Below are 18,747 nucleotides of genomic sequence, written 5' to 3'. Positions count from 1 at the left end.
AACATTTATAACGATTGTATCCAACATTGGAACCGTATGGCTGACCAAAGCAAGCGACTCGCCGAACGTAGTGAGCAAGCCAGGTCAAACCCCCTCGCAGACCAGCTCAAGGAAGTGCCGGTCATCGACATGGACGTTCACACGTCCTTCAGAAACGAGGAAATCCAGCGGGACCTACTGAAACACCTCGACGACCCGTACAAGCGGGAAATCGAGTACTACCTTCAGCCGGGGACGTCCTCGTACGATGGGATGTACCCGACGGACAATTACAACCGTGACCTGAGTGGGAAGCTCCCGACAGAGCTAATGCAGGTGACGGAGCCGAAAGAGGACATCGACGATATCCTTTCGAAGGAGTTCCACGTCGACTATCCCATCGTCAATATGCTGCCGGAGCTCAACATGGTTCGGCAGACGGACAAGGCGGTGGCAATCAACGAGGCTGCAAACAAGGTGCTCGTCGAGCGCTTCCTCGACGGCCACGACAACATCTACGGCCTGGCGTCGGTCGTCCCACACGACCCGTCGGCCGCCGCAGAGGAGATCGACCGCTTCGCCAAGGAGGACCAGATCTGCGGCGTGTTCCTGAACTCGACGGGGACGAAGACGCCACTCGGCGACGAGAAGTACGACCCGATTTACCGTGCGGCCGAGGACAACGACCTCCCCGTCGTCTTCCACGGGGCGGCCGCTCCGGGGCTCGCTCTCGACTTCCCCACGCTCCAGCACGAACTACAGACGTACATGGCGAACCACGCGCTCGCACACGTCTACTCTCAGTTCCTGACGCTGACGAGTCTCTTCGAGAACGGGACACCGGCGAAGTTCCCCGACGTCGACTTCGTGTTCCAGGAGGCTGGCATCGCGTGGCTCTCGCTCATCTTCCGTCTGAACCGGGAGTACAAGCAGCGCCGGAGCGAGGTCCCGCTGCTGGAGAAGACGCCGGAGGAGTACGTTCGCGACCAGTTCTATTTCGCCACGCAACCGCTCGACGAGCCGAACGACCCCGTCATGATGAAACAGCTCGTCGAGATGTGGGGTGGCGACGTGCTCATGTTCGCGACGGACCACCCCCACTTCGACATCGACAACACGGAAGCGCTGCTGAAGTACCTCGGCAACTTCTCCGAGGAAGACCGTAACAAGGTGTTGTACGGAAACTCGGCAGAAGTCTTCGACATCGACGTCTCATGAGCCAGAATGCACAGAATCTGCCGCTCGACGACGACGAGCACGTCGTCGCGCGGTCCGATGAACTCACCGACGGTGAGCGCGTCATCGCGCTCCTGAATGGAAAAGAGATCGGCGTCTTCAACATCGACGGCGAGCTGTACGCCTACCCGAACTGGTGTGCTCACCAGGGCGGCCCGCTCTGTGAAGGCAGGGTGAGCGGAACCGTCGAAGCGGAACACGACCGGGACACGCTCACGACCGAACTCGAGTGGTGCCGAGAAGGAGAGATTCTCAGCTGTCCGTGGCACGGCTGGGAGTTCGACGCTACGACCGGTGACTGCCTCGTCGACGACGGCTGTAAACTCCGGTCTATTCCCGTTCGCAACGAGTCCGGCTACGTCGTCGTCACGCTGTAATCGCTATCCGAACACCACACCCACCAACCACACCATACCAACCCAAACCGATGATCAACCAATCCACCTCAGAGAGAGAACGAGAAGTCGACGAGGAACTGCTCGCCAAATACGAAGACCTGTACACGCCGGCGGTGGCGGACGTAATGCACGAGTACGGGTACGAAGAGCAGACGCTCGACCCCGAAATCACGCCGCTCGACGACGGCATGACCGTGATCGGAAGCGCATTCCCCATCGTCGGTCGACCGAACCGAAGCGTCAACGCCGACGAGGTGCTCAAGCGCTTCCTCGAAATGCACGAGGACGTCCCCAAAGACGGCGTCATGATCTACGACACCAACGACACGAACTCGGCCCATCTCGGTGAGTTGGAGGTGACCTCACTCCAACCGTCGGGCGTGGCCGGTGCCGTCATCGACGGCGGCGTCCGCGACACGAGCGTCATCCGAGAGCGCGGCTTCCCCGTGTTCAATCGATACACGACCCCCGTAGACTGTATCTTCCGCTGGGAATTGCTCGACTGGGGAGTCGATGCCGTCGTCGGCGGCGTTCAGGTCTCGCCCGGGGACATCGTCGTCGGCGACGGCGACGGCGTCGTCGTCGTTCCCCAGGAAATCGCCGAGGACGTCGCCGACGACGCCCACGAGATGGCGTCGTCCGAAGACGCGGTTCGGGCCGCCCTCGAAGACGGCGTCGGGGCGTTCGACGCCTACGAGGAACACGAGACGTTCTAGGCGTTTTCGAGACGACAGCGGAGCGTCCCATAACAACCTGCGAAGGACGACGGCGCAACCCCGAATGGGTGAGCACGGAGCAGCACGCTGCTCAGTCGCTCGGAGAGACGGAATTGCGGTCGTGAGCGAACCCGCTCCCGCGAGACCGGCTCCCGAGGTCGTCCGGCGCTGCTCCGATCCGCTGGACGGGGAGCGAGAGCGGATATTCATGTTGCTTAGCTGCTATTTCTGGATGCGCGTGCGTACATCATCTAAGACGCGCAGGATTCGCCCAGTTCGGGCGGCAAAAACTGTCTGAGGATAAATTATAAATATCTCCGACCCAGTTCATCAGGATGAATCATGCACAACAGTAGGAGAGCGTTCCTTCAGTCAGCGGGAGCAATCGGTATCGCAAGCATGGCGGGCTGTTCCAGTATCGTAGACGGCGGCGGTAGCGGCGACAGTATCACTATCGGTTCGAAGCAGTTCGCGGAACAGGAGATTCTCGGGCACATGGCGATTGCCGCCCTCCGGGAAAACACCGACCTGACGGTCAACGACGAGACGGGACTCGGCGGGACCTCCCAGTGTTTCAACGCGCTCAAGAACGACGAAATCGATTGTTACTGGACGTACACCGGGACGCTCTGGCACCAGATTCTCGGGAAGTCGAACGTCATCCCCGACGGGGAGCAGATATACAGCGAGTCGAAGAGCGCCGCCGAAGAAGAGTGGGGACTGACGCTGACGGAGCCCACCGGGGCCGACGCGTCGTGGACCATCGTCGCCCGCCCCGATTGGGCGAGCGAACACGGTATCGAAACGATCAGCGACTTCGCCTCGTACGTCAACGACGGGAACACGGACATGACGTTCGTGTCCTACACGGAATACGCGGAACGAGAGGACGGGTTGCCCGCCCTCATCGAAGACTACGGCATCGAGCAGTCCGCGTGGGACGAGGTGAAACTGCGGAAGGTCGGATACGGCGGCCTGAACTACCAGATTCTCAACGACGGCCAGGCCGTCGCGACCTCGGGCTGGCAGACGCAGCCGCAGATATACAAGTACGACCTGCGCATCCTCCACGACGACAAGGGTCACTTCTCGAAGTACTGGATCGTCCCCATGATACAGCAGGACGCCATCGACAGCAATCCCGCCGTCAAAGAGACGCTGGACGAGGTGGCACCGAGCGTCACCACCGAGAAGATGCAGCAGATGGCGCTTGAGGCCAGCGAAGAAGACAAGGACCCGGCGAGCATCGCTCGCGACCACCTGAGCTCCGAAGGCTCATCTGACATGCCATCGACGACATCCCTCGAAGCGGTCCTCACCGTCCTCACGTCGGTGACGTTGAACTCCACACTCGGAGCGTACCAGTCGTTCGTCTCCCGGTACGCCGGCGACCTGCTCGTGTTGACGCTGGAGCACATCGATATCATCGCTATCTCGATGCTGCTCGCGATACCCATCGGTATCTCTCTCGGTGTCCTGATAACGTTCAACGACACAGCGGCCACGGTCGTTCTCTGGCTCGCCGGCGTCGCCATGACGGTGCCGAGCATCGCGTTGTTCGGTCTGCTCATCCCCGTCTTCGGAATCGGGGAACCGCCGGTCATCGTCTCGCTGGTGTTGTACTCGCAGCTTCCACTCGTCAGGAACACGTACGTCGGGCTCAACGGCGTCGACGACGCGGTCATCCAATCCGGTCGGGGACTGGGCATGACCCGTATCGAGCGCCTTCGGCGGATTCAGGTTCCGATGGCGCTCCCGGTCATCATGACCGGACTGCGAAACGCCGTCGTCATCATCATCGGCGTCGCCGCCATCGGAGCGTTCGTCGGAGCCGGCGGGTTGGGGGATTTCATCTTCCAAGGAATCCGCGAGCGCAACATCCCGATGATCGTCGTCACGACCGTCGTGCTGGTGGTGCTGACGCTGGCGTTCGATTACTGCTTCGCGGTCAGCGAGCAACTGTTCAGACTTCGTAACGGAGAGCGGATAGACCAAGCACGACCGACCCGCGCAATCTGGAGGATACTCTCATGAGTCAACACGCAATCGAGTTCGAAAACGTTCGGAAAGAGTACGGGCAGACGGTGGCGCTCGACGGTGTGAGTTTCAGCGTCGAAGCTGGGACAACGACTGTTCTCGTCGGGCCATCCGGCTGTGGCAAGACGACCACGATGAAACTCGTCAACCGCCTCGAAGACCCGACCGATGGGACGGTTCGGTTCGAAGGCGAAAACGTACAGAATGTAGAGAAGACGAGTCTCCGGCGAAGCATCGGCTACGTCATCCAAGACATCGGCCTGTTCGACCACATGACCGTCGCGGAGAACGTGGGAACGGTCCCGCGGCTGAAAGACTGGGACGAAGACCGCATCGAGAGCCGGGTCGACGAACTCCTGTCGCTCATGGACCTCCCGCCGGATCAGTACCGGGAGAACTACCCCCGGGAACTGTCCGGCGGCCAGCGACAGCGCGTCGGCGTCGCCCGTGCCCTCGCGGCCGACCCGGACCTGATGTTGATGGACGAGCCGTTCGGGGCGCTCGACCCCATCACCCGCGACAACCTCCAAGACGAGTTCCTCGAGATTCAAGAGCAGATCAACACCACGATTCTGTTCGTCACCCACGACATCGACGAGGCGCTGAAGATGGGGGACAAAATCGCGATTTACGACGTGGGCGAAGTCGTCCAGTACGACACGCCCGAGAACATCCTCCAGGACCCGGCGAACGAGTTCGTCGAGGACTTCATCGGGTCGAACCGCGGCCTGAAGAAACTGCAGGTGCTACCGGTCGAAGACGTCATGGACGCGGACGACTCGCTCGTGGGGAAGTCCGTCTCCGAACTGGCTCGGGAGCGGCCGGAATTCGAAGCCGCCGCGGCGGACGGCGCGGGAACGCCGCCGTACGTCACCGCCGGGCAAAGCGCCGAGACGGCGCTGTCGGTGCTGCTCGAATCCGACTGCGACGACCTCGCGGTCGTCCGAGACGACAGCGTCGTCGGGACGGTGACCCTCGAACACCTCCGCCACAGTAACGGACCAACGCGGGAGGAACTCACGCATGAGTAACCTGCTCGTCGAGGCGACGAACTACCTGCTCAACAACTTCGACACGTTCGTCGACCTGCTGCGCGAGCATCTCATCTTGGTGCTCGTCGCGCAGGTCGGTGCGATAGTCGTCGCGGTGACGGCAGGCATCCTCGCGACGCGAAACGAGCGAGCGAAGACGTGGGTCCTGTCGTCGGGGAACGTCTCCCAGACGGTCCCACCGCTGGCCGTCATCGCGCTCGTCTTCCCGTTCGTCGGCATCGGCTTCAACTCGGCGTTGCTCGCGATGTGGGTGTACGCGCTGTTGCCCATCATCACGAACACCATCGCCGGCATCGAGGACGTCGACGAGGGAACCATCCGAGCGGCGGAAGGGATGGGCATGACCGACCGCGAAATCCTCCGTCAGATCCAACTCCCGTTGCCGTCCCAGTCATCTTCGCCGGCATCAGGACCAGCACCGTGATGAACGTCGGAACGGCGTACCTCGCCATCTTCATCGGTGCCGGGGGACTCGGCGACTGGGTCGTCACCGGCATCCAACTGTTCAACACGCCGCAGATTCTCGCCGGCGCGATTCCCGGCGCGGTGTTGGCGATTTCGCTCGACACCATTCTCGGCGTCGCCGAGCGGAACCTCGACACGCAGACCACGCAAAGCGGCGGTCCGGCCGCGGAAGCCTGAACCGACAGCCGCCAATCGAGTCCCCCGAGACGGTTGCCCCTCGTACCCTCTTGTCACCGCATCGTTGGCAGCGACACGCAAAGCCGACGAGCCGTTCGAATCAGCGTCGCCCGAGCCACACCAGCGGTATCGCCGCGAGCCCGAAGCCGACGAGCAGGCTCGCGAACGCCGACGTGTAGCCCAGTCGCGTGGCGGCGGTCCCGATGTACGCGGGGCCGAGACTGCGACGGCGAAGTACACCGTTCTGAGGACGCCGAGGTCGCCGCCGATCGTCTCCGTCGCCAGCACGTCGCTGAGATAGACGTACATGACCGGCCAGATGGCGGTGATGGCGACGGCGTAGGCGACGAGTCCGACCCCGACGCCGACGGGGGAGTCGACGAGTACGAGCGTCGAGAGCCCGACGACACCGAATCCCATCGCGGCGACGCCCATCCCGGTGGGAGACCACGCGTCGCTGAGCGCGCCGGCGACGGGCGTAACCACCATGCCGACGACGAACATGCTCGCGAAGGCGACCGTCGCCTCGAACGACGAGAAGGACTTCACCGCCTGCAGATACGCCGGGAGGAAACTCGCGCTGCCCTGCCAGAGGAACATCGAGACGGACATGACGACGAGGACGGCGTACGTCTCGCGCTCCCGAAAGAGCCGAGAGCACACCGCTTTGGGGTCGAGCGCCACGCGCGAGACGGCGTACTCGCCGCGGTTGTGTCTGTGCGTGCCGGCCCCGACGAGCGCCAGCAATACGACCACCGGAACGAACGCGTCTCGCCACGAGAACGTCCCGACGATGGCGACCGCGAGCACCGCCGACAGCGCGCTTCCGAGGTTGACGGCCGCGTCTCGGATACCGAAAGCGCGCCCGCGGTTCTCCTCGAAGTGAGTCTGCAGCAGGACGAATCCGGCGGGTTCGAACAGCCCGTATCCCGCGCCGATGAGTCCGAGTCCCGCGACGAACACCGGGAACGTCGTCGCCACCGCCAAGACGAGGAACCCGAGAATCATCACGCCTTGGCTGCCGAGCAACACGACGCCGGCCGAGAGGCGGTCGGAGTACCGACCGCCGGGGAACTGCGCGGCGGCGTTGCACGCCCACATGAACGAGATGGACACGCCGGCCTCGGCCGCGCTGACCCCGAAGTAGTCGATTATCTCCGGGAGCATCGGTGCGACGACGAGGAGACCGGAGAGCGATACGACGATGCCGAGCGCGTGGAGGTTCAGTTGTCCGCCGTTGTAACCGCGAAACGTCTCTAGCATTGGTGTGGGAGTGTCATGGTGTCTGGGTGAGTCGTCGGGTGAGTCTCGGTCGTCATCGGTGAGTCTCGGTCGTCGTCGTCGGGGGCGGGAAGCGAACTGCTCGCACGGTCGGGGAGGCGGTCCGCGCCGCGGTAGGAACTCCACCCGGAGCGTGACGAGACGGGCGACCGTCTCGGGCGCTGCTTGCAGCGCGTTATGTCCCGGTCCGCGGCGCTGGCAATTAAAATTGCCGAGTGAGACGCGCGGTCACTCTCGCTCGGCGACCGCGTCCTCGACGAGCGATCTGAACGACGACGACGTGATAGAGAAGACGGTGTTCGCGCTACTGTCGCGCGACCGGTAGACCGACTCGATTGGCTCGCCGTCGAGCCGTATCTGCCACGTGCTCAGTTTCGACGGCGACGGGTCGACGAGTCGGATGTTGCAGCCGTGGCTCGCTTCGAGTTCCTCGACGACCGTGTGGACGTAGACGTCGTCTTCGAACTTCGGTGCGTCGTAGCCCGGGAGGTCGAGCTCCTCGCGAATCTCCACGTTGTCGTCCCACCACGGCGGAACGTCGTCAGGCCGGTCAGTGTCGGAGTTATCGGTCATACGTATCACTGGTCGAGCGACCGCAAAGAAACTTCGCCTCGGTCCGAGGCCGCTTCCGAGGGGCAAAGCGTTATACCTCGCTCGTTGGTAGTTGGTGTCGTGAGTCATAGTAGCACGTTTGGGATGGGTATCGGAACCTGGTACCCGGACCAGCGACAGCGATGCGTCGACAGCGTTCTCACCGCGCTCGACGAGGGGTATCGATACGTAGACACCGCACAGCAGTACGGTACGGAGGAATACGTCGGCGAAGCCATCCGACAGTCGGACGTTCCGCGCGAAGAGGTGTTCGTCGCGACGAAGGTGCGGCCGAGCAATCTCAGCCACGACCGCGTACTCGAAAGCACGAAAGAGAGCCTGGACGCGCTCGGCGTCGAGACGATCGACCTACTGTACGTCCACTATCCGCTGAAGGCCTACGACGTCGAAGAGACGATGGCGGCGTTCACGGAACTGCACGAGCGGGGACTCATCGACAACGTCGGTCTCAGCAATTACTCGATACCGATGCTCGACGAGGCGATGGGGGTCCTTGACGCACCCCTATTTGCTCACCAGGTCGAGATGCACCCGCTCCTGCAGCAACAGCACCTGCTCGAACACGCCCAGCGACACGACTACTGGCTGGTCGCGTATCGTCCGCTCGTCGGGGGCGAAGTGCTGGAGATACCGATGCTCGTCGATATCGCCGACAAGTACGACGCGACGCCGACACAGGTGAGTTTGGCCTGGCTGTTGAGCAAAGACCGGGTCGCGGCGATTCCGAAGGCGACGGGTGAACACGTCGCGGAGAACTGGGCCGCACGACAGTTGGAACTCGCAGCCGAGGACATCGCCGAAATCGACGCCATCAGCGAGGAGAAGCGGACCGTCACGCGCGAGTCGAGTCTGATGATTCACGACGAGCCGATGCCCTGGGAAGAAGTGTAACGGGCCTCCGAGACGACCAGCGGGCGGATTTCGCCGATTCACGGGGGCGGGCCGGGTTCCGGTCCGTAGGAGACGCGGACTGCGGCCATCCGACACCCCATAGAATTAAGTCGGTTAATCATGCATATCCTACTGTATTATGAGCGGTAAGACCGTAGTCCTTGGCGGTTCCGGAGCGATGACCTCCGCCTGCGTGTACGACCTGTACCGAACCAGCGACTTCGACGAAATCGTCGTCGCGGACGCTGACGAGAAGAACGCCCGTCGGCTCGTCGAACTAATCGACGACGACCGCGTCACGTTCGAACCCGTGGACGCGACGAGCGCAGACGACATCGCCCGCGTCCTCGACGACGCGGCGTACGTGGTGAACGGACTCCCGTACCAGTTCGAAGAGAACGTCCTCGACGCCATCGTCGAGGTCGGCGACCTCACCGGTGTCGACCTGAACGCCTTCGACTTCGACGCCGTACTCAGCCGGTCCGACGAGTTCGCTGAGGCGGGTTGTTCGCTGTGGTTCGCGAACGGCGGCCTCGTCAGCACGATCGCGCTCGGCATGGTCGGCTGCGACGAGTTCGACGACGTCGAGGACGTGAACTTCTACTGGGGGATGTGGCGGCTCCTCAGCCAGACGACCGCCGGCCTCACCGACACCGTTACCTACGAACACGACCCGAACGTCGACGAGCGGGCCCGCTGGGAAGACGGAGCGGTCATCAACGACCTCCCGCCGTTCTCTCAGGAGCGGACGTTCGAGTTCCCCGACCCCATCGGGGAACAGGAGACGTACGTCATCTCCCATCCCGAACCCATCACGTTCCCGAAGGCACCCATCGCACAAGAGACGAACGTCGACCGAATCATCACCCGCGGCGTCTGGCACGACGAGTGGACCGAATACGAGCGGACGCTCCACGCGATGGACGCGTTCGACGCCGACCCCATCGAGGTCGAAGGCGGGACCGTCGACCCCCTCGAAGTCGCCCAGTCGCAGGTCAAGCGCGCCGGCCGACAGCGAGACGCCGAGTGGCGGGCACCCGAGGAACTCTCCAGCGAGACGGAGTGGACGCCACAGACGATTCTCTCGTCGGAGGTCACGGGGACGGCGGGCGGAGAAGCGGGGACCGCGGTCTACCACTTCGAACAGCCGTTCCCGTTCTTCGACGGCAACGAAATCTCGATGATGCGGGAGTACGGCTGCTACGTCGGCGTGCCGCTGTCGGTGACGCTTCAGCTCATGGCCGAGGGTGCCGTGAACAAGGACGGCATCTTCGTGACCGAGACCAGCGGCATGGACGCCGACCGATACTTCGAGATGATGGAAGCGCGCGGCTTCGAGCTGACCGAAGAACAGACGCCGCCTAAGCAGGCCGCGACGTCCGCGTAAGCGAACGCGCCGAGAGTATCGGTCGCTGTCCCTCTTAATTCGACATTTGTCGTATAAAGATTTAACCTACTGTCGATACGACGTGGACCCGTATGCGATGTCCAAACTGCGACGAAACCCTCGTCGCCGTCGAGACGTACCACGACAGCGAGTTCGTCTGTAGAACGTGCGGGTACTACCTCCCCCGGGGGTCGGATTGACCCGACGAGTGACGCGTTCCTCGGCCGCCGGCCGAGCGAGGGGGAGAGAGGGACGTGAGCAGGCTTTCTTCCGGGGTGAGTTCCGTCACGGACAGCCGAAGAACCAATACCGATTGTCCCTGATATACGGGTAACGCACGCTATGTCGAAGACAGTTATCTTCGCGTTCGGGTCGATGGCGCTCTACGCGGGCTGGGCGTTTCTCGCCAAGGTCGCAACGAAGTCACTGCCGGCGGAGCAAGCCGTCATCTACACGTACGTCGCCGGGCTCACGGCCGCCGCCTCGTATCTCCTGTGGCGCGGCGGCCCGGTCGTCGTCTCCACGAGAGGAATCGGGTTCGCGCTCGCGGGAGGACTGTTCCTCGGACTCGGAACGATCAGCTACTACCTCGCGCTCAGTCAGGGCTCCGCCGCCGTCGCGACGAGCATCAGCGGGATGTACCTCCTCGGGACGACCCTCCTCGCGGTCGTCTTTCTGGAGGAGTCTCTCGGGCAGGTCAAAATCGCGGGTATCGCGCTGGCGGTCGGCGCGGTGATACTGCTCGCACAGTAGGCGATGCGGAGCATACCGCCTCCCAAGGAAATTTGTTGTCCGACGTTCATACGTGAGATATGACGGTCGTAGCCGCAGTCGACGACTCGAACCGAGCAGCAACCGTTCTCGCGCGGGCATCGGCGCTCGCCGCGGACCTCGGCGAACCGCTTCACTCGCTTCACGTGCTCCAGCGCACGGATCTCGTTGACACCCTCGAAAAGGAGGTCGAGGGGCAGGCGGTCACCGAGAACCGCGAAGTCAGACGCGTCGGAGCCGAGATTATCGAGCGAGCGGCGGCGAACGCAGAACTCGAACACGACACAGCGGAGATCGAGAACGTCGTCCGCGTCGGCGACCCGGCGGAACAGATCACGACGTACGCCGACGGCGTCGACACCCGATACATCGTCGTCGGGGGACGACGCAGGTCGCCGACGGGGAAGGCCCTGTTCGGAAGCGTCACGCAGCGCGTGATGCTCAGTTCCGAAGTACCGGTGCTCAACGTCCCAACGAGTTCCCAGTAGCGGTACGCGCCACTCCGAAACCACCGGCGTGACCGTGAGAGAGGGTGACCGCGAACGGCCGCGACGGCGCCCGTATTGACGAGACCGACAGATATTATAATGAGGGTTCTGTGGATGAGAGTACATGCCGGTGTTCAATAACTACTGTAACGGCAAGTGGACAGGCTCTGAATCAGGCGAGACGTTCGAGGTGCGGAACCCCGCGGACCCGGACGACGTAATCGGCGAGTTCCCGTCGTCGACGGCCGACGACACCCGAGACGCGGTCGATGCCGCGGTCGCGGCTCAAGCGGCGTGGGAAGACACCCCAGCGCCCGAGCGCGGTGCGATTCTCCGCCGCGCCGCGTCGCGTCTCGAATCCCGGTCCGACGAGGTCGCCGAACTCCTCGCTCGGGAGGAAGGAAAAGCACTCCCCGAGGCGACGGGCGAAGTCGGCCGGGCCGTCGGTATCCTGTACTACTTCGCCGAGAAGGCGCTGGACCTGGGTGGCGAGGTCAAAGCGTCGAGTTCACAGGACACGCGCCTCGAAACCAAGACCGAGCCGCTGGGCACGGTCGGGTTGATTACGCCGTGGAACTACCCCATCGCCATCCCGACGTGGAAGCTCGCGCCCGCGCTCGTCACCGGCAACACCGTCGTTCTCAAGCCCGCGTCCCGAGCCCCCGCCGTCGCACACGAAGTGGCCAAGTGCCTCGACGAAGCCGGCCTTCCGGACGGCGTGCTCAACGTCATCACCGGCTCGGGCAGCGAGGTCGGCGGCACGCTCACGACCCACGACGATATCGACGCGATTTCCTTCACCGGGAGCACGGTCGTGGGACAGCAGGTCGGCGAGACGGCCGCGGCGGACGGCAAGCGCATCCAACTTGAGATGGGCGGGAAGAACCCGACGGTCGTGATGCCGAGCGCCGACGTCAGTACCGCCGCGGAAATCGTCTCCGACGGCGCGTTCGGCGGAACCGGACAGGCCTGTACTGCGGCGTCCCGAGCTATCGTCCACGAAGACGTCTACGACGAGTTCGTCGACGAACTCGTGGCCGCTGCGGAGGACATCAGCATCGGACCAGCGCTGGACGGCTACGACATGGGGCCGCACGTCAGTAAATCCGAGCTCGAAGGCACGCTGGACTACGTCGACGTCGGCGTCTCGGAGGGTGCGACCCTCGAAACCGGTGGGTCCGTCCCCGAAGCACCGCGCCACGAGTCGGGCTACTTCGTCGAGCCGACGGTCTTCTCGAACGTCTCCAGCGAGATGCGCATCGCACAGGAAGAGATTTTCGGGCCGGTCGTGGGTGTCATCCCCGCGAGTTCTTACGAGGAAGCGGTGACGCTCGCCAACGACACGAAATACGGGCTCTCCGCCAGTATCGTCACGCAAGACCTCAGCGAGGCCCATCAGTTCGCCGACGACGTCGAAGCCGGCGTCGTCAAGGTCAACGAGAAGACGACTGGTCTCGAACTCCACGTGCCTTCGGCGGCATGAAGTCGTCGTCGAGCGAGACGTGGCGCGAGCAGGGTGACGCTGGCCTCGACTTCTTCACGACGTCGAAGACGGTGTACCTCAACTACTGAGCCGGTCCCGGGTTCACGCGCCCCGCACTTTTCGCCGTTTTTTCCCGACCACGTAGAGCGTCGCGTCCGTATTAGACAGGGTGCTAACACGACGAGACCACGGGACGTCGACGGGGCGTTCTATGACATCGAACGGATTCGTGCCTGCCGAGCGGTCGTTTACCCGCCTGATACATTACAAGCATATATCTGTAATACGCATCCGTACCAAAACAACAGCCCACCAGCGGTGTCACAAACCGTCACCAAAGGCGTCCATAATTTTTCAAACGAGCGTTCGACCACGCTGAACGATTATCGGTTGGGAAACATTCTATGGGCTGGACGCGGGAGGAGTCATATGACCGAGAAAGCGACCCGGCCGATACGGTCGGACGAAACGCTGCTGGCGATACTTGAGGCGCTGGAAGCGCAGACGGCCCCGAGCGTCAGCGACGTGGCCACTCACGCGGGGGTCTCGAAGAGCACGGCTCACAACCATCTGAGTACGCTCCGCGAACACGGCTACGTGGTTGACGGCGAGCGGGGCTACGAACTCAGCCTCCGTTTTCTGGAACTCGGCGAGAGCGCCCGCACGAACACGGAGATATACGAGGTCGCTCGGCCGCACGCCGACGAGCTCTCTCGGGAGACCGGACTACTCGTCAACATCAGCGTCGAGGACCGGGGGAAGGGCGTGTACCTCTACCGGACGAGAGGCGATGACCGCATCCGCCTGTCGACGCGGGCCGCGAAGTCCACGAGCTACATTGCACCGCCACTGGAAAGGCGATTCTCGCGCACTTGCCGGAGCGTCGGGTCGAATCGATTCTCGACCAACACGGCCTTCCGAAGCGGTCTGAAAACACGATAACTGACCGCGAGACGCTCCGCTCGGAGTTAGCCGAGATACGCGACCGAGGATACTCGGAAGACAACGAGGAGTACGGACAGGGACTGCGATGCGTCGGGGTTCCGGTTCTGAACGGCGATGACGCAGTCGTCGGGGCGCTGAGCGCGTCGGGGCCCGCGACGGAGGTCGTCGGTGAGCGGTTGGCGACGGAGCTTCCCAGGCGACTCAAGCGGGTCAGAAACCGGATTGAGTTGAACCTCCGCGATTACTGACGCGGGGGTTCAGTTCCTCAATCCCTCGGGCGCGCTCGCAAGTGACAGCGGAGCGCCTCATGACGGCGAATCGTGTTCTATCACACGAAACACGGGGGGCAATGCGGCCAGCGGCAGATTGATACTTCGGCCCTCGAAACGTGCTCGATATGCCTGGAAACTCTCTCCGAGAGCGGATCGTAGACGGCGATGCCGTCCTCGGTACGTTTCAGATCGTGAACTCGATGATGGTCTCCGAAATCGCGACCGTGGCCGGGTTCGATTTCGTCGTCATCGATCAAGAACACGGCCCCGCGACCGCTCAGTCGACCATGCGCGCCTGTGCCGGCGCGCAGTCTCAGGGTGGGTCGGCGGTCGTCAGGGTCCGGGAGAACGCGCCGGGCGAAATCCAGCGGGCCCTGGACGTCGGCGCCGACGGCGTGCAGGTCCCGCAGGTGGAAACCGCGGACGACGCTCAACGCGCGGTGAACGCGGCCAAGTTCCACCCGGTAGGTGAGCGCGGGCTCTCGCCTTACGGCCGCGCCGGAACGTACGAGGGGGGACCCGAATTCGAATCGACGCAGAACGAAGAGACCGTGCTGGCGTTGCAGGTAGAGGGCGTTAAAGCGGTCGAGAACATCGATTCCATCCTCGACGTCGACGGCATCGACGTCCTGTTTCTGGGACCGTACGACCTCTCGCAATCGCTGGGCGTCCCCGGCGACGTACAGCACGATGACGTCGTCGAGACGATGCGGTCCGTCGTCCGCAAGGCCAAGGACTCCGGTACGGTCGTGGGAACGTATGCCGACACGCCAACGCAGGCGGGAAAATGGCTCGAAACGGGTGTTCAGTACGTCACGCTCGCTGAGGACGCACCCGTTCTCCGCGATGCCTTCGCAGAGTTGGCCGGCGCAGTCGAGCGCTGAGCGGTCTCGATACGGCGGCGGCCGCTGTGCGCGACTGCCAGTTTGAGAGAAATCCAAAGAATTTAAATATATGAAGATTGACCACCATAGTGTATGTCAGGTATTAACAGGCAGTTTGTGGGAACTGCGGAACGCGTACTCCGTCTCCGAGTCGCGGAGACGCAGAAGATGTTCCACCGACTCGGCCCAGCGCGCAGCAACTTCACCCGGACGTAACTATTCCAATGACAGGCTCACTAATCCGCGATGAGATCGCCAACCTGTACGACGAGATTGACACACCCGTGTTCGCGATTGGAGTCTTCCTAACGGGCGTTCTCGTCTCGGCGTTAGCCTTTTACCCGAAAGCGTCGAGCACCGTGATTGGCAACGTCAACGAGGTCATCACGACGAACCTCTCGTGGTACTTCCAGGCACTAATCTTCGCGCTCGTGATATTCTTCGTCTTCGTGATGGTCAGCCCGTGGGGGGAGATTAAATTAGGCAAGCCGGACGAGCCGCCGGAGTTCAGCTACGGTTCGTACATCATGATGGTGTTCGCGGCGACGTTCGGCGCGGGCATCGTGTTCTGGGGGGCCGCCGAGACGCTGTCTCACTACGAGACCGTCCCTCCCTTGGTCAACGCGCAGCCTCAATCGGTCGGCGCGATGATTGGCGCGATGCAGTACACGATGTTCCACTGGGGCATCTCGCCGTGGGTCAATCACATGATACTGTCGGTCCCGCTCGCGTACTACGTCCACCGCAAGGACGCCCCGATGAAGCCTTCCTCGGTGTTCGCACCGATTCTGGGCGTGAACAACTTGGATAAGACTTGGCTGAAAGTCGTCGACGTCGTCGCCGTGGTCGCCGCGGCCGGTGGCGCGACCGTCACCGTCGGCCTCGCCGCCCAGCAGTTTATCACCGGCCTCTCGTACAACTACGGCGTGTCGGTCGGCGACTTCGGGATTATCGCCCTCGTGACGGGGCTAACGGTCGGATACACCGCTTCGGCCGTGCTGGGAATCGAAAAGGGAATAAAGCGAGTGTCCACGTTCAACGTGATGCTCTTCCTGTTCATCCTCGTCTGCATTCTCGTCTTCTCACCGTTCGCGTCGATATTCAACCTCGGGACCGCGGGCATGGGGAAGTACATCGCGAACTTCGTCGATATGTCGCTGTACGTCAACGTGGGCGGCGGGCAGTCGTGGGTCGGTTCGTGGACGGTGTTCTACTGGGCGTGGTGGATTAGCTTCGCCCCGATGACCGGCATCTTCATCGCGCGCATCAGCCGCGGTCGGACGCTCAAACAGGTCATCTTCGGCGCGATGGTCGGCGGTACCGCCGCGACGCTGCCATGGTTCGTCACCATGGGCGGCTACTCCATGCTGCTCCAGCATTCGGGGCAGGTCGACCTGCTGTCTATCATCGATTCCTACGGAATCTCGGTCGCTACGTATCCGATTCTGGCGCAACTGCCGTTCGGGGAACTGTTCGTCGCGCTGTTCTTACTGCTCGTGTTCACCTTCCTCATCACGACCATCGACTCCGCGACGATCAGCCTGGCCATCCTCACCACCAGCGGGGGAACACAGCACCCCTCAATCGCCAACCGGTTCGTCTGGGGCGTGATTATCGGGCTTCTCACGTCGCTACTCCTGATAATCGGCGGCGTGGGAATCCTCCAGAACTTCACGATTATCGCGGGGCTCCCGATGGCGCTTCTCGCCTTGGTAACGGTGGTCGGGTTCGCATACCAGTTGGAGAAGAGCCGTCCCGTCCTACTCACGCGCGAGGAAGACTGGGGGTCGTCGAACACGCTCGTCAACTGGATCTCGTCGGCGAAACAGTCACAAAGTAATTCTGACAAGAGCACGGACAGTGATTAATCAGATTTCGATAACGAATCGGATTTGACGTCGTTCCGGACTCCGCCCAGCCCCGGTCGATTGCTTCCCGACACCATCGGGGACGAACCGACCGTACAACGACCGTGTTGTTGTTAGTATAGTCGGCGACTGTCCGGGACCGGTGGAGTCATCACGGTCGTGACTGCTCGTGAACAACTCGGAATCTGTTTAATGCGGCACTGTCTAGTTACCCCCCCTGAGCTGGCGTTCGTCCGTCGAGCGACTGATGCGGTCGATAAAACTCATAGTAATGAATAAATATTGCAAGACACTGGCGGACGCTCAGCCGACTGTCCACCCACGAATTGTGGAAACGGTCGACCCTCATTTTGAACGTGTGAAACCACTTTTCAATCAGGTTTCGGTCGGTATAGTCGACCCGATCATTCAGCCTTAATCGAGAGAAGGCAATCCGATAGTCAAAGGCATCAGCTAGAAACACCGTCTCTGAACAGTCGTGTTTCTCACAGACTCCGTGGAGAAACGCAGCCGCCGGGTCAGTTCCATGACGCTTGAACAACGCGACGTCAAGAATTACTTTCGTGTCGAGGTCTATTGCAGCGCACAACCAAGACCACTCACCATTGATTTTGACAGCGGTCTCGTCGACTGCGACCCGCCTCGGCTGCGCCTTCGGCGGGTCTGCAACACTATCAGACAATCGACACATTTACTGAAAAATTGCTTGAAGCGAGCGTTCTACGCCGAGCAGCCGAAGAGTCGCTTCTGTCTCTCTGAGTGAAAGCCGGCAGCATGGAGCCGGACGGCGACGCGACGAGACGCGCAGCGTCTCGTTCGCATCTCGCAGGACCGCAGGTCCTGCGGACTCGTCGAAATCCAACGGATTTCGAGACACCAGAAACCGGAGGTTTCTGGGGACGCCCGTTCGGGCGTTCGTCGTCCGCTCACGCTGCCAACATTCAAGCGTAGCTGTGTCCAAACGCTCGTTGAGCAGGTTTGAGAGTAGCATAGGAGACTATCTCTTCGACCTGCTCGTCCCTTAACTAGACGGTGCCGTTGCTGTGAATCAGTAATTCAATTAGAACAAACATAGCCCAAACCGTAGGGATCGATAGCAAGTGGATGAATGCGAACACGGTGCTCGAACTATGTACGAATCGACGTGGCGGTTCATTTTGACTGCGCCACTCGATTAATTTCCCGATGAGAACTGCGATGACTACGAGAGGGAGTCCATAGCCAAACAAGAGTACTGGGACTGCGGGACCGAAGAAGGAAGGACTCGCAGGAATTCCACCAATTGCGGCGAGGACAGTTCCTGCGGTGAATAGAACCGCCAAATGTCCTAGCACGCTGATGAGCGTGAGACTTCCTGTTGAAAACGGTGGCGGTGTCTCGTATCGGGTAGCGAGTACTCGAATACAGTAGGCAATCGTTGCCGAACTACCGAAGAGACCGATAAGAGCCACGAGGGGGAGAGTTGTAACGAACCCCGGTGCTCCACCTGTTGACATATTTGTTTCTTTTTTGTCGAGATAATATGTCTTCTGGGTACTCTTTGGTGGAACAAAATGCAATACGTAGTTCGTTGCGAGTTCAGAGACCGTCTGCTCACCGTGGAGGGCAATGAGGGCGCGAACCTCGCCTTCTGTGAGCATACTGTTGCATACTAGCGAACCAATATCTAACTCACTTCGGCACCGCACCTCGTCGCGCCGAGTACCGCGAAGACTTTTCCACGTTCACAGAATACGGGAGTGCATGGCCCTCCAGCCCACACGCGTCGCCAGCGAACGAACGCCCAGAGCGGGCGGTGACCGGAG

At 61.8% G+C, this 18,747-nt stretch carries 15 protein-coding genes and 5 pseudogenes; 15 read left to right on the top strand and 5 right to left on the bottom strand.

Annotated elements, in window-relative coordinates:
• Positions 1-36 precede the first annotated feature (36 nt).
• From ATB1_RS05455 to ATB1_RS05430, 6 genes and pseudogenes are all read left to right on the top strand, one after another.
• Positions 37-1,197, top strand: coding sequence for an amidohydrolase family protein (locus ATB1_RS05455; RefSeq protein ID WP_052367768.1), 1,161 nt, complete (start codon positions 37-39; stop codon positions 1,195-1,197).
• Positions 1,194-1,592 (top strand): Rieske (2Fe-2S) protein, encoded by a 399-nt coding sequence (locus ATB1_RS05450; RefSeq protein ID WP_042662605.1) that lies wholly within the window; start codon positions 1,194-1,196, stop codon positions 1,590-1,592. Before ATB1_RS05455 ends, ATB1_RS05450 begins: the two co-directional genes overlap by 4 nt.
• 50 nt (positions 1,593-1,642) lie before the next feature.
• Positions 1,643-2,329, top strand: coding sequence for an RraA family protein (locus ATB1_RS19770; protein WP_052367767.1), 687 nt, complete (start codon positions 1,643-1,645; stop codon positions 2,327-2,329).
• 342 nt (positions 2,330-2,671) lie between these two features.
• A complete protein-coding gene (locus ATB1_RS20345) occupies positions 2,672-4,363 on the top strand; it encodes a glycine betaine ABC transporter substrate-binding protein (protein ID WP_082256283.1) in 1,692 nt (563 codons plus the stop codon).
• Positions 4,360-5,397, top strand: coding sequence for an ABC transporter ATP-binding protein (locus tag ATB1_RS05435; protein WP_042662604.1), 1,038 nt, complete (start codon positions 4,360-4,362; stop codon positions 5,395-5,397). Before ATB1_RS20345 ends, ATB1_RS05435 begins: the two co-directional genes overlap by 4 nt.
• Positions 5,390-6,060, top strand: a pseudogene (locus ATB1_RS05430) (ABC transporter permease). Before ATB1_RS05435 ends, ATB1_RS05430 begins: the two are co-directional and overlap by 8 nt.
• A 222-nt stretch (positions 6,061-6,282) precedes the next feature.
• Here the strand turns inward: ATB1_RS05430 and ATB1_RS20340 are convergent.
• Together ATB1_RS20340 and ATB1_RS05420 are read right to left on the bottom strand one after the other, a co-directional pair.
• Positions 6,283-7,323: pseudogene (locus ATB1_RS20340) on the bottom strand (MFS transporter); the annotation flags it as partial.
• Between the two features lie 246 nt (positions 7,324-7,569).
• Positions 7,570-7,914 carry a hypothetical protein gene (locus ATB1_RS05420; protein WP_042662603.1) on the bottom strand — a complete coding sequence of 115 codons (345 nt, stop codon included), beginning with the start codon at positions 7,912-7,914 and terminating at the stop codon, positions 7,570-7,572.
• A 123-nt stretch (positions 7,915-8,037) separates the two neighbouring features.
• Between ATB1_RS05420 and ATB1_RS05415 the strand changes: the two genes are divergently transcribed.
• The 9 genes and pseudogenes from ATB1_RS05415 (at position 8,038) to ATB1_RS05380 (ending at position 16,942) form a co-directional block, all read left to right on the top strand.
• Positions 8,038-8,844 (top strand): aldo/keto reductase, encoded by an 807-nt coding sequence (locus ATB1_RS05415; protein WP_042662602.1) that lies wholly within the window; start codon positions 8,038-8,040, stop codon positions 8,842-8,844.
• Positions 8,845-8,983: 139 nt separating this feature from the next.
• Positions 8,984-10,231, top strand: a complete 1,248-nt coding sequence (locus tag ATB1_RS05410) for a saccharopine dehydrogenase family protein (RefSeq protein WP_082256282.1) — start codon at positions 8,984-8,986, stop codon at positions 10,229-10,231.
• 342 nt (positions 10,232-10,573) lie between these two features.
• On the top strand, positions 10,574-10,984 hold the full coding sequence (locus tag ATB1_RS05405) for an EamA family transporter (RefSeq protein WP_042662600.1): 411 nt from the start codon (positions 10,574-10,576) through the stop codon (positions 10,982-10,984).
• A 59-nt stretch (positions 10,985-11,043) separates the two neighbouring features.
• Positions 11,044-11,490: a universal stress protein gene (locus ATB1_RS05400; protein ID WP_042662599.1), complete on the top strand. Its 447-nt coding sequence runs from the start codon at positions 11,044-11,046 to the stop codon at positions 11,488-11,490.
• Positions 11,491-11,614: 124 nt separating this feature from the next.
• Positions 11,615-13,062, top strand: a pseudogene (locus tag ATB1_RS05395) (aldehyde dehydrogenase family protein).
• Positions 13,063-13,402: 340 nt separating this feature from the next.
• Entirely contained in the window at positions 13,403-13,915 is a 513-nt protein-coding gene (locus tag ATB1_RS05390; protein WP_198526045.1) for an IclR family transcriptional regulator, read from the top strand.
• A complete protein-coding gene (locus tag ATB1_RS22315) occupies positions 13,846-14,166 on the top strand; it encodes an IclR family transcriptional regulator (protein ID WP_241768071.1) in 321 nt (106 codons plus the stop codon). Before ATB1_RS05390 ends, ATB1_RS22315 begins: the two co-directional genes overlap by 70 nt.
• 149 nt (positions 14,167-14,315) lie before the next feature.
• The gene (locus tag ATB1_RS05385) at positions 14,316-15,074 is read left to right on the top strand and encodes an HpcH/HpaI aldolase/citrate lyase family protein (protein ID WP_042662598.1); all 759 of its coding nucleotides are present in this window, start codon (positions 14,316-14,318) and stop codon (positions 15,072-15,074) included.
• A gap of 224 nt (positions 15,075-15,298) precedes the next feature.
• Positions 15,299-16,942 (top strand): BCCT family transporter, encoded by a 1,644-nt coding sequence (locus ATB1_RS05380; RefSeq protein ID WP_042662597.1) that lies wholly within the window; start codon positions 15,299-15,301, stop codon positions 16,940-16,942.
• Positions 16,943-17,150: 208 nt separating this feature from the next.
• Here the strand turns inward: ATB1_RS05380 and ATB1_RS05375 are convergent.
• The 3 genes and pseudogenes from ATB1_RS05375 to ATB1_RS21405 form a co-directional block, all read right to left on the bottom strand.
• A pseudogene (locus ATB1_RS05375) lies at positions 17,151-17,764 on the bottom strand (IS6 family transposase).
• 78 nt (positions 17,765-17,842) lie between these two features.
• Positions 17,843-17,933, bottom strand: a pseudogene (locus ATB1_RS24490) (IS6 family transposase); the annotation flags it as partial.
• Positions 17,934-17,967: 34 nt separating this feature from the next.
• Complete coding sequence (locus tag ATB1_RS21405; RefSeq protein ID WP_128081405.1) at positions 17,968-18,582, bottom strand: hypothetical protein; 615 nt, start codon at positions 18,580-18,582, stop codon at positions 17,968-17,970.
• Positions 18,583-18,747 lie beyond the last annotated feature (165 nt).

This window comes from Haloferax sp. ATB1 (assembly GCF_000730175.1).
Note: the sequence above shows the minus strand (reverse complement) of the source record. Positions and strands in the feature narration are given on the sequence as shown.

Bases quoted from the DNA above. Each gene is read 5' to 3' on its own strand.
- ATB1_RS05455 (WP_052367768.1), top strand. From the start codon at position 37: ATGGCTGACCAAAGCAAGCGACTCGCCGAACGTAGTGAGCAAGCCAGG.
- ATB1_RS05450 (WP_042662605.1), top strand. From the start codon at position 1,194: ATGAGCCAGAATGCACAGAATCTGCCGCTCGACGACGACGAGCACGTC.
- ATB1_RS19770 (WP_052367767.1), top strand. From the start codon at position 1,643: ATGATCAACCAATCCACCTCAGAGAGAGAACGAGAAGTCGACGAGGAA.
- ATB1_RS20345 (WP_082256283.1), top strand. From the start codon at position 2,672: ATGCACAACAGTAGGAGAGCGTTCCTTCAGTCAGCGGGAGCAATCGGT.
- ATB1_RS05435 (WP_042662604.1), top strand. From the start codon at position 4,360: ATGAGTCAACACGCAATCGAGTTCGAAAACGTTCGGAAAGAGTACGGG.
- ATB1_RS05420 (WP_042662603.1), bottom strand. From the start codon at position 7,914: ATGACCGATAACTCCGACACTGACCGGCCTGACGACGTTCCGCCGTGG.
- ATB1_RS05415 (WP_042662602.1), top strand. From the start codon at position 8,038: ATGGGTATCGGAACCTGGTACCCGGACCAGCGACAGCGATGCGTCGAC.
- ATB1_RS05410 (WP_082256282.1), top strand. From the start codon at position 8,984: ATGAGCGGTAAGACCGTAGTCCTTGGCGGTTCCGGAGCGATGACCTCC.
- ATB1_RS05405 (WP_042662600.1), top strand. From the start codon at position 10,574: ATGTCGAAGACAGTTATCTTCGCGTTCGGGTCGATGGCGCTCTACGCG.
- ATB1_RS05400 (WP_042662599.1), top strand. From the start codon at position 11,044: ATGACGGTCGTAGCCGCAGTCGACGACTCGAACCGAGCAGCAACCGTT.
- ATB1_RS05390 (WP_198526045.1), top strand. From the start codon at position 13,403: ATGACCGAGAAAGCGACCCGGCCGATACGGTCGGACGAAACGCTGCTG.
- ATB1_RS05385 (WP_042662598.1), top strand. From the start codon at position 14,316: ATGCCTGGAAACTCTCTCCGAGAGCGGATCGTAGACGGCGATGCCGTC.
- ATB1_RS05380 (WP_042662597.1), top strand. From the start codon at position 15,299: ATGACAGGCTCACTAATCCGCGATGAGATCGCCAACCTGTACGACGAG.
- ATB1_RS21405 (WP_128081405.1), bottom strand. From the start codon at position 18,582: ATGCTCACAGAAGGCGAGGTTCGCGCCCTCATTGCCCTCCACGGTGAG.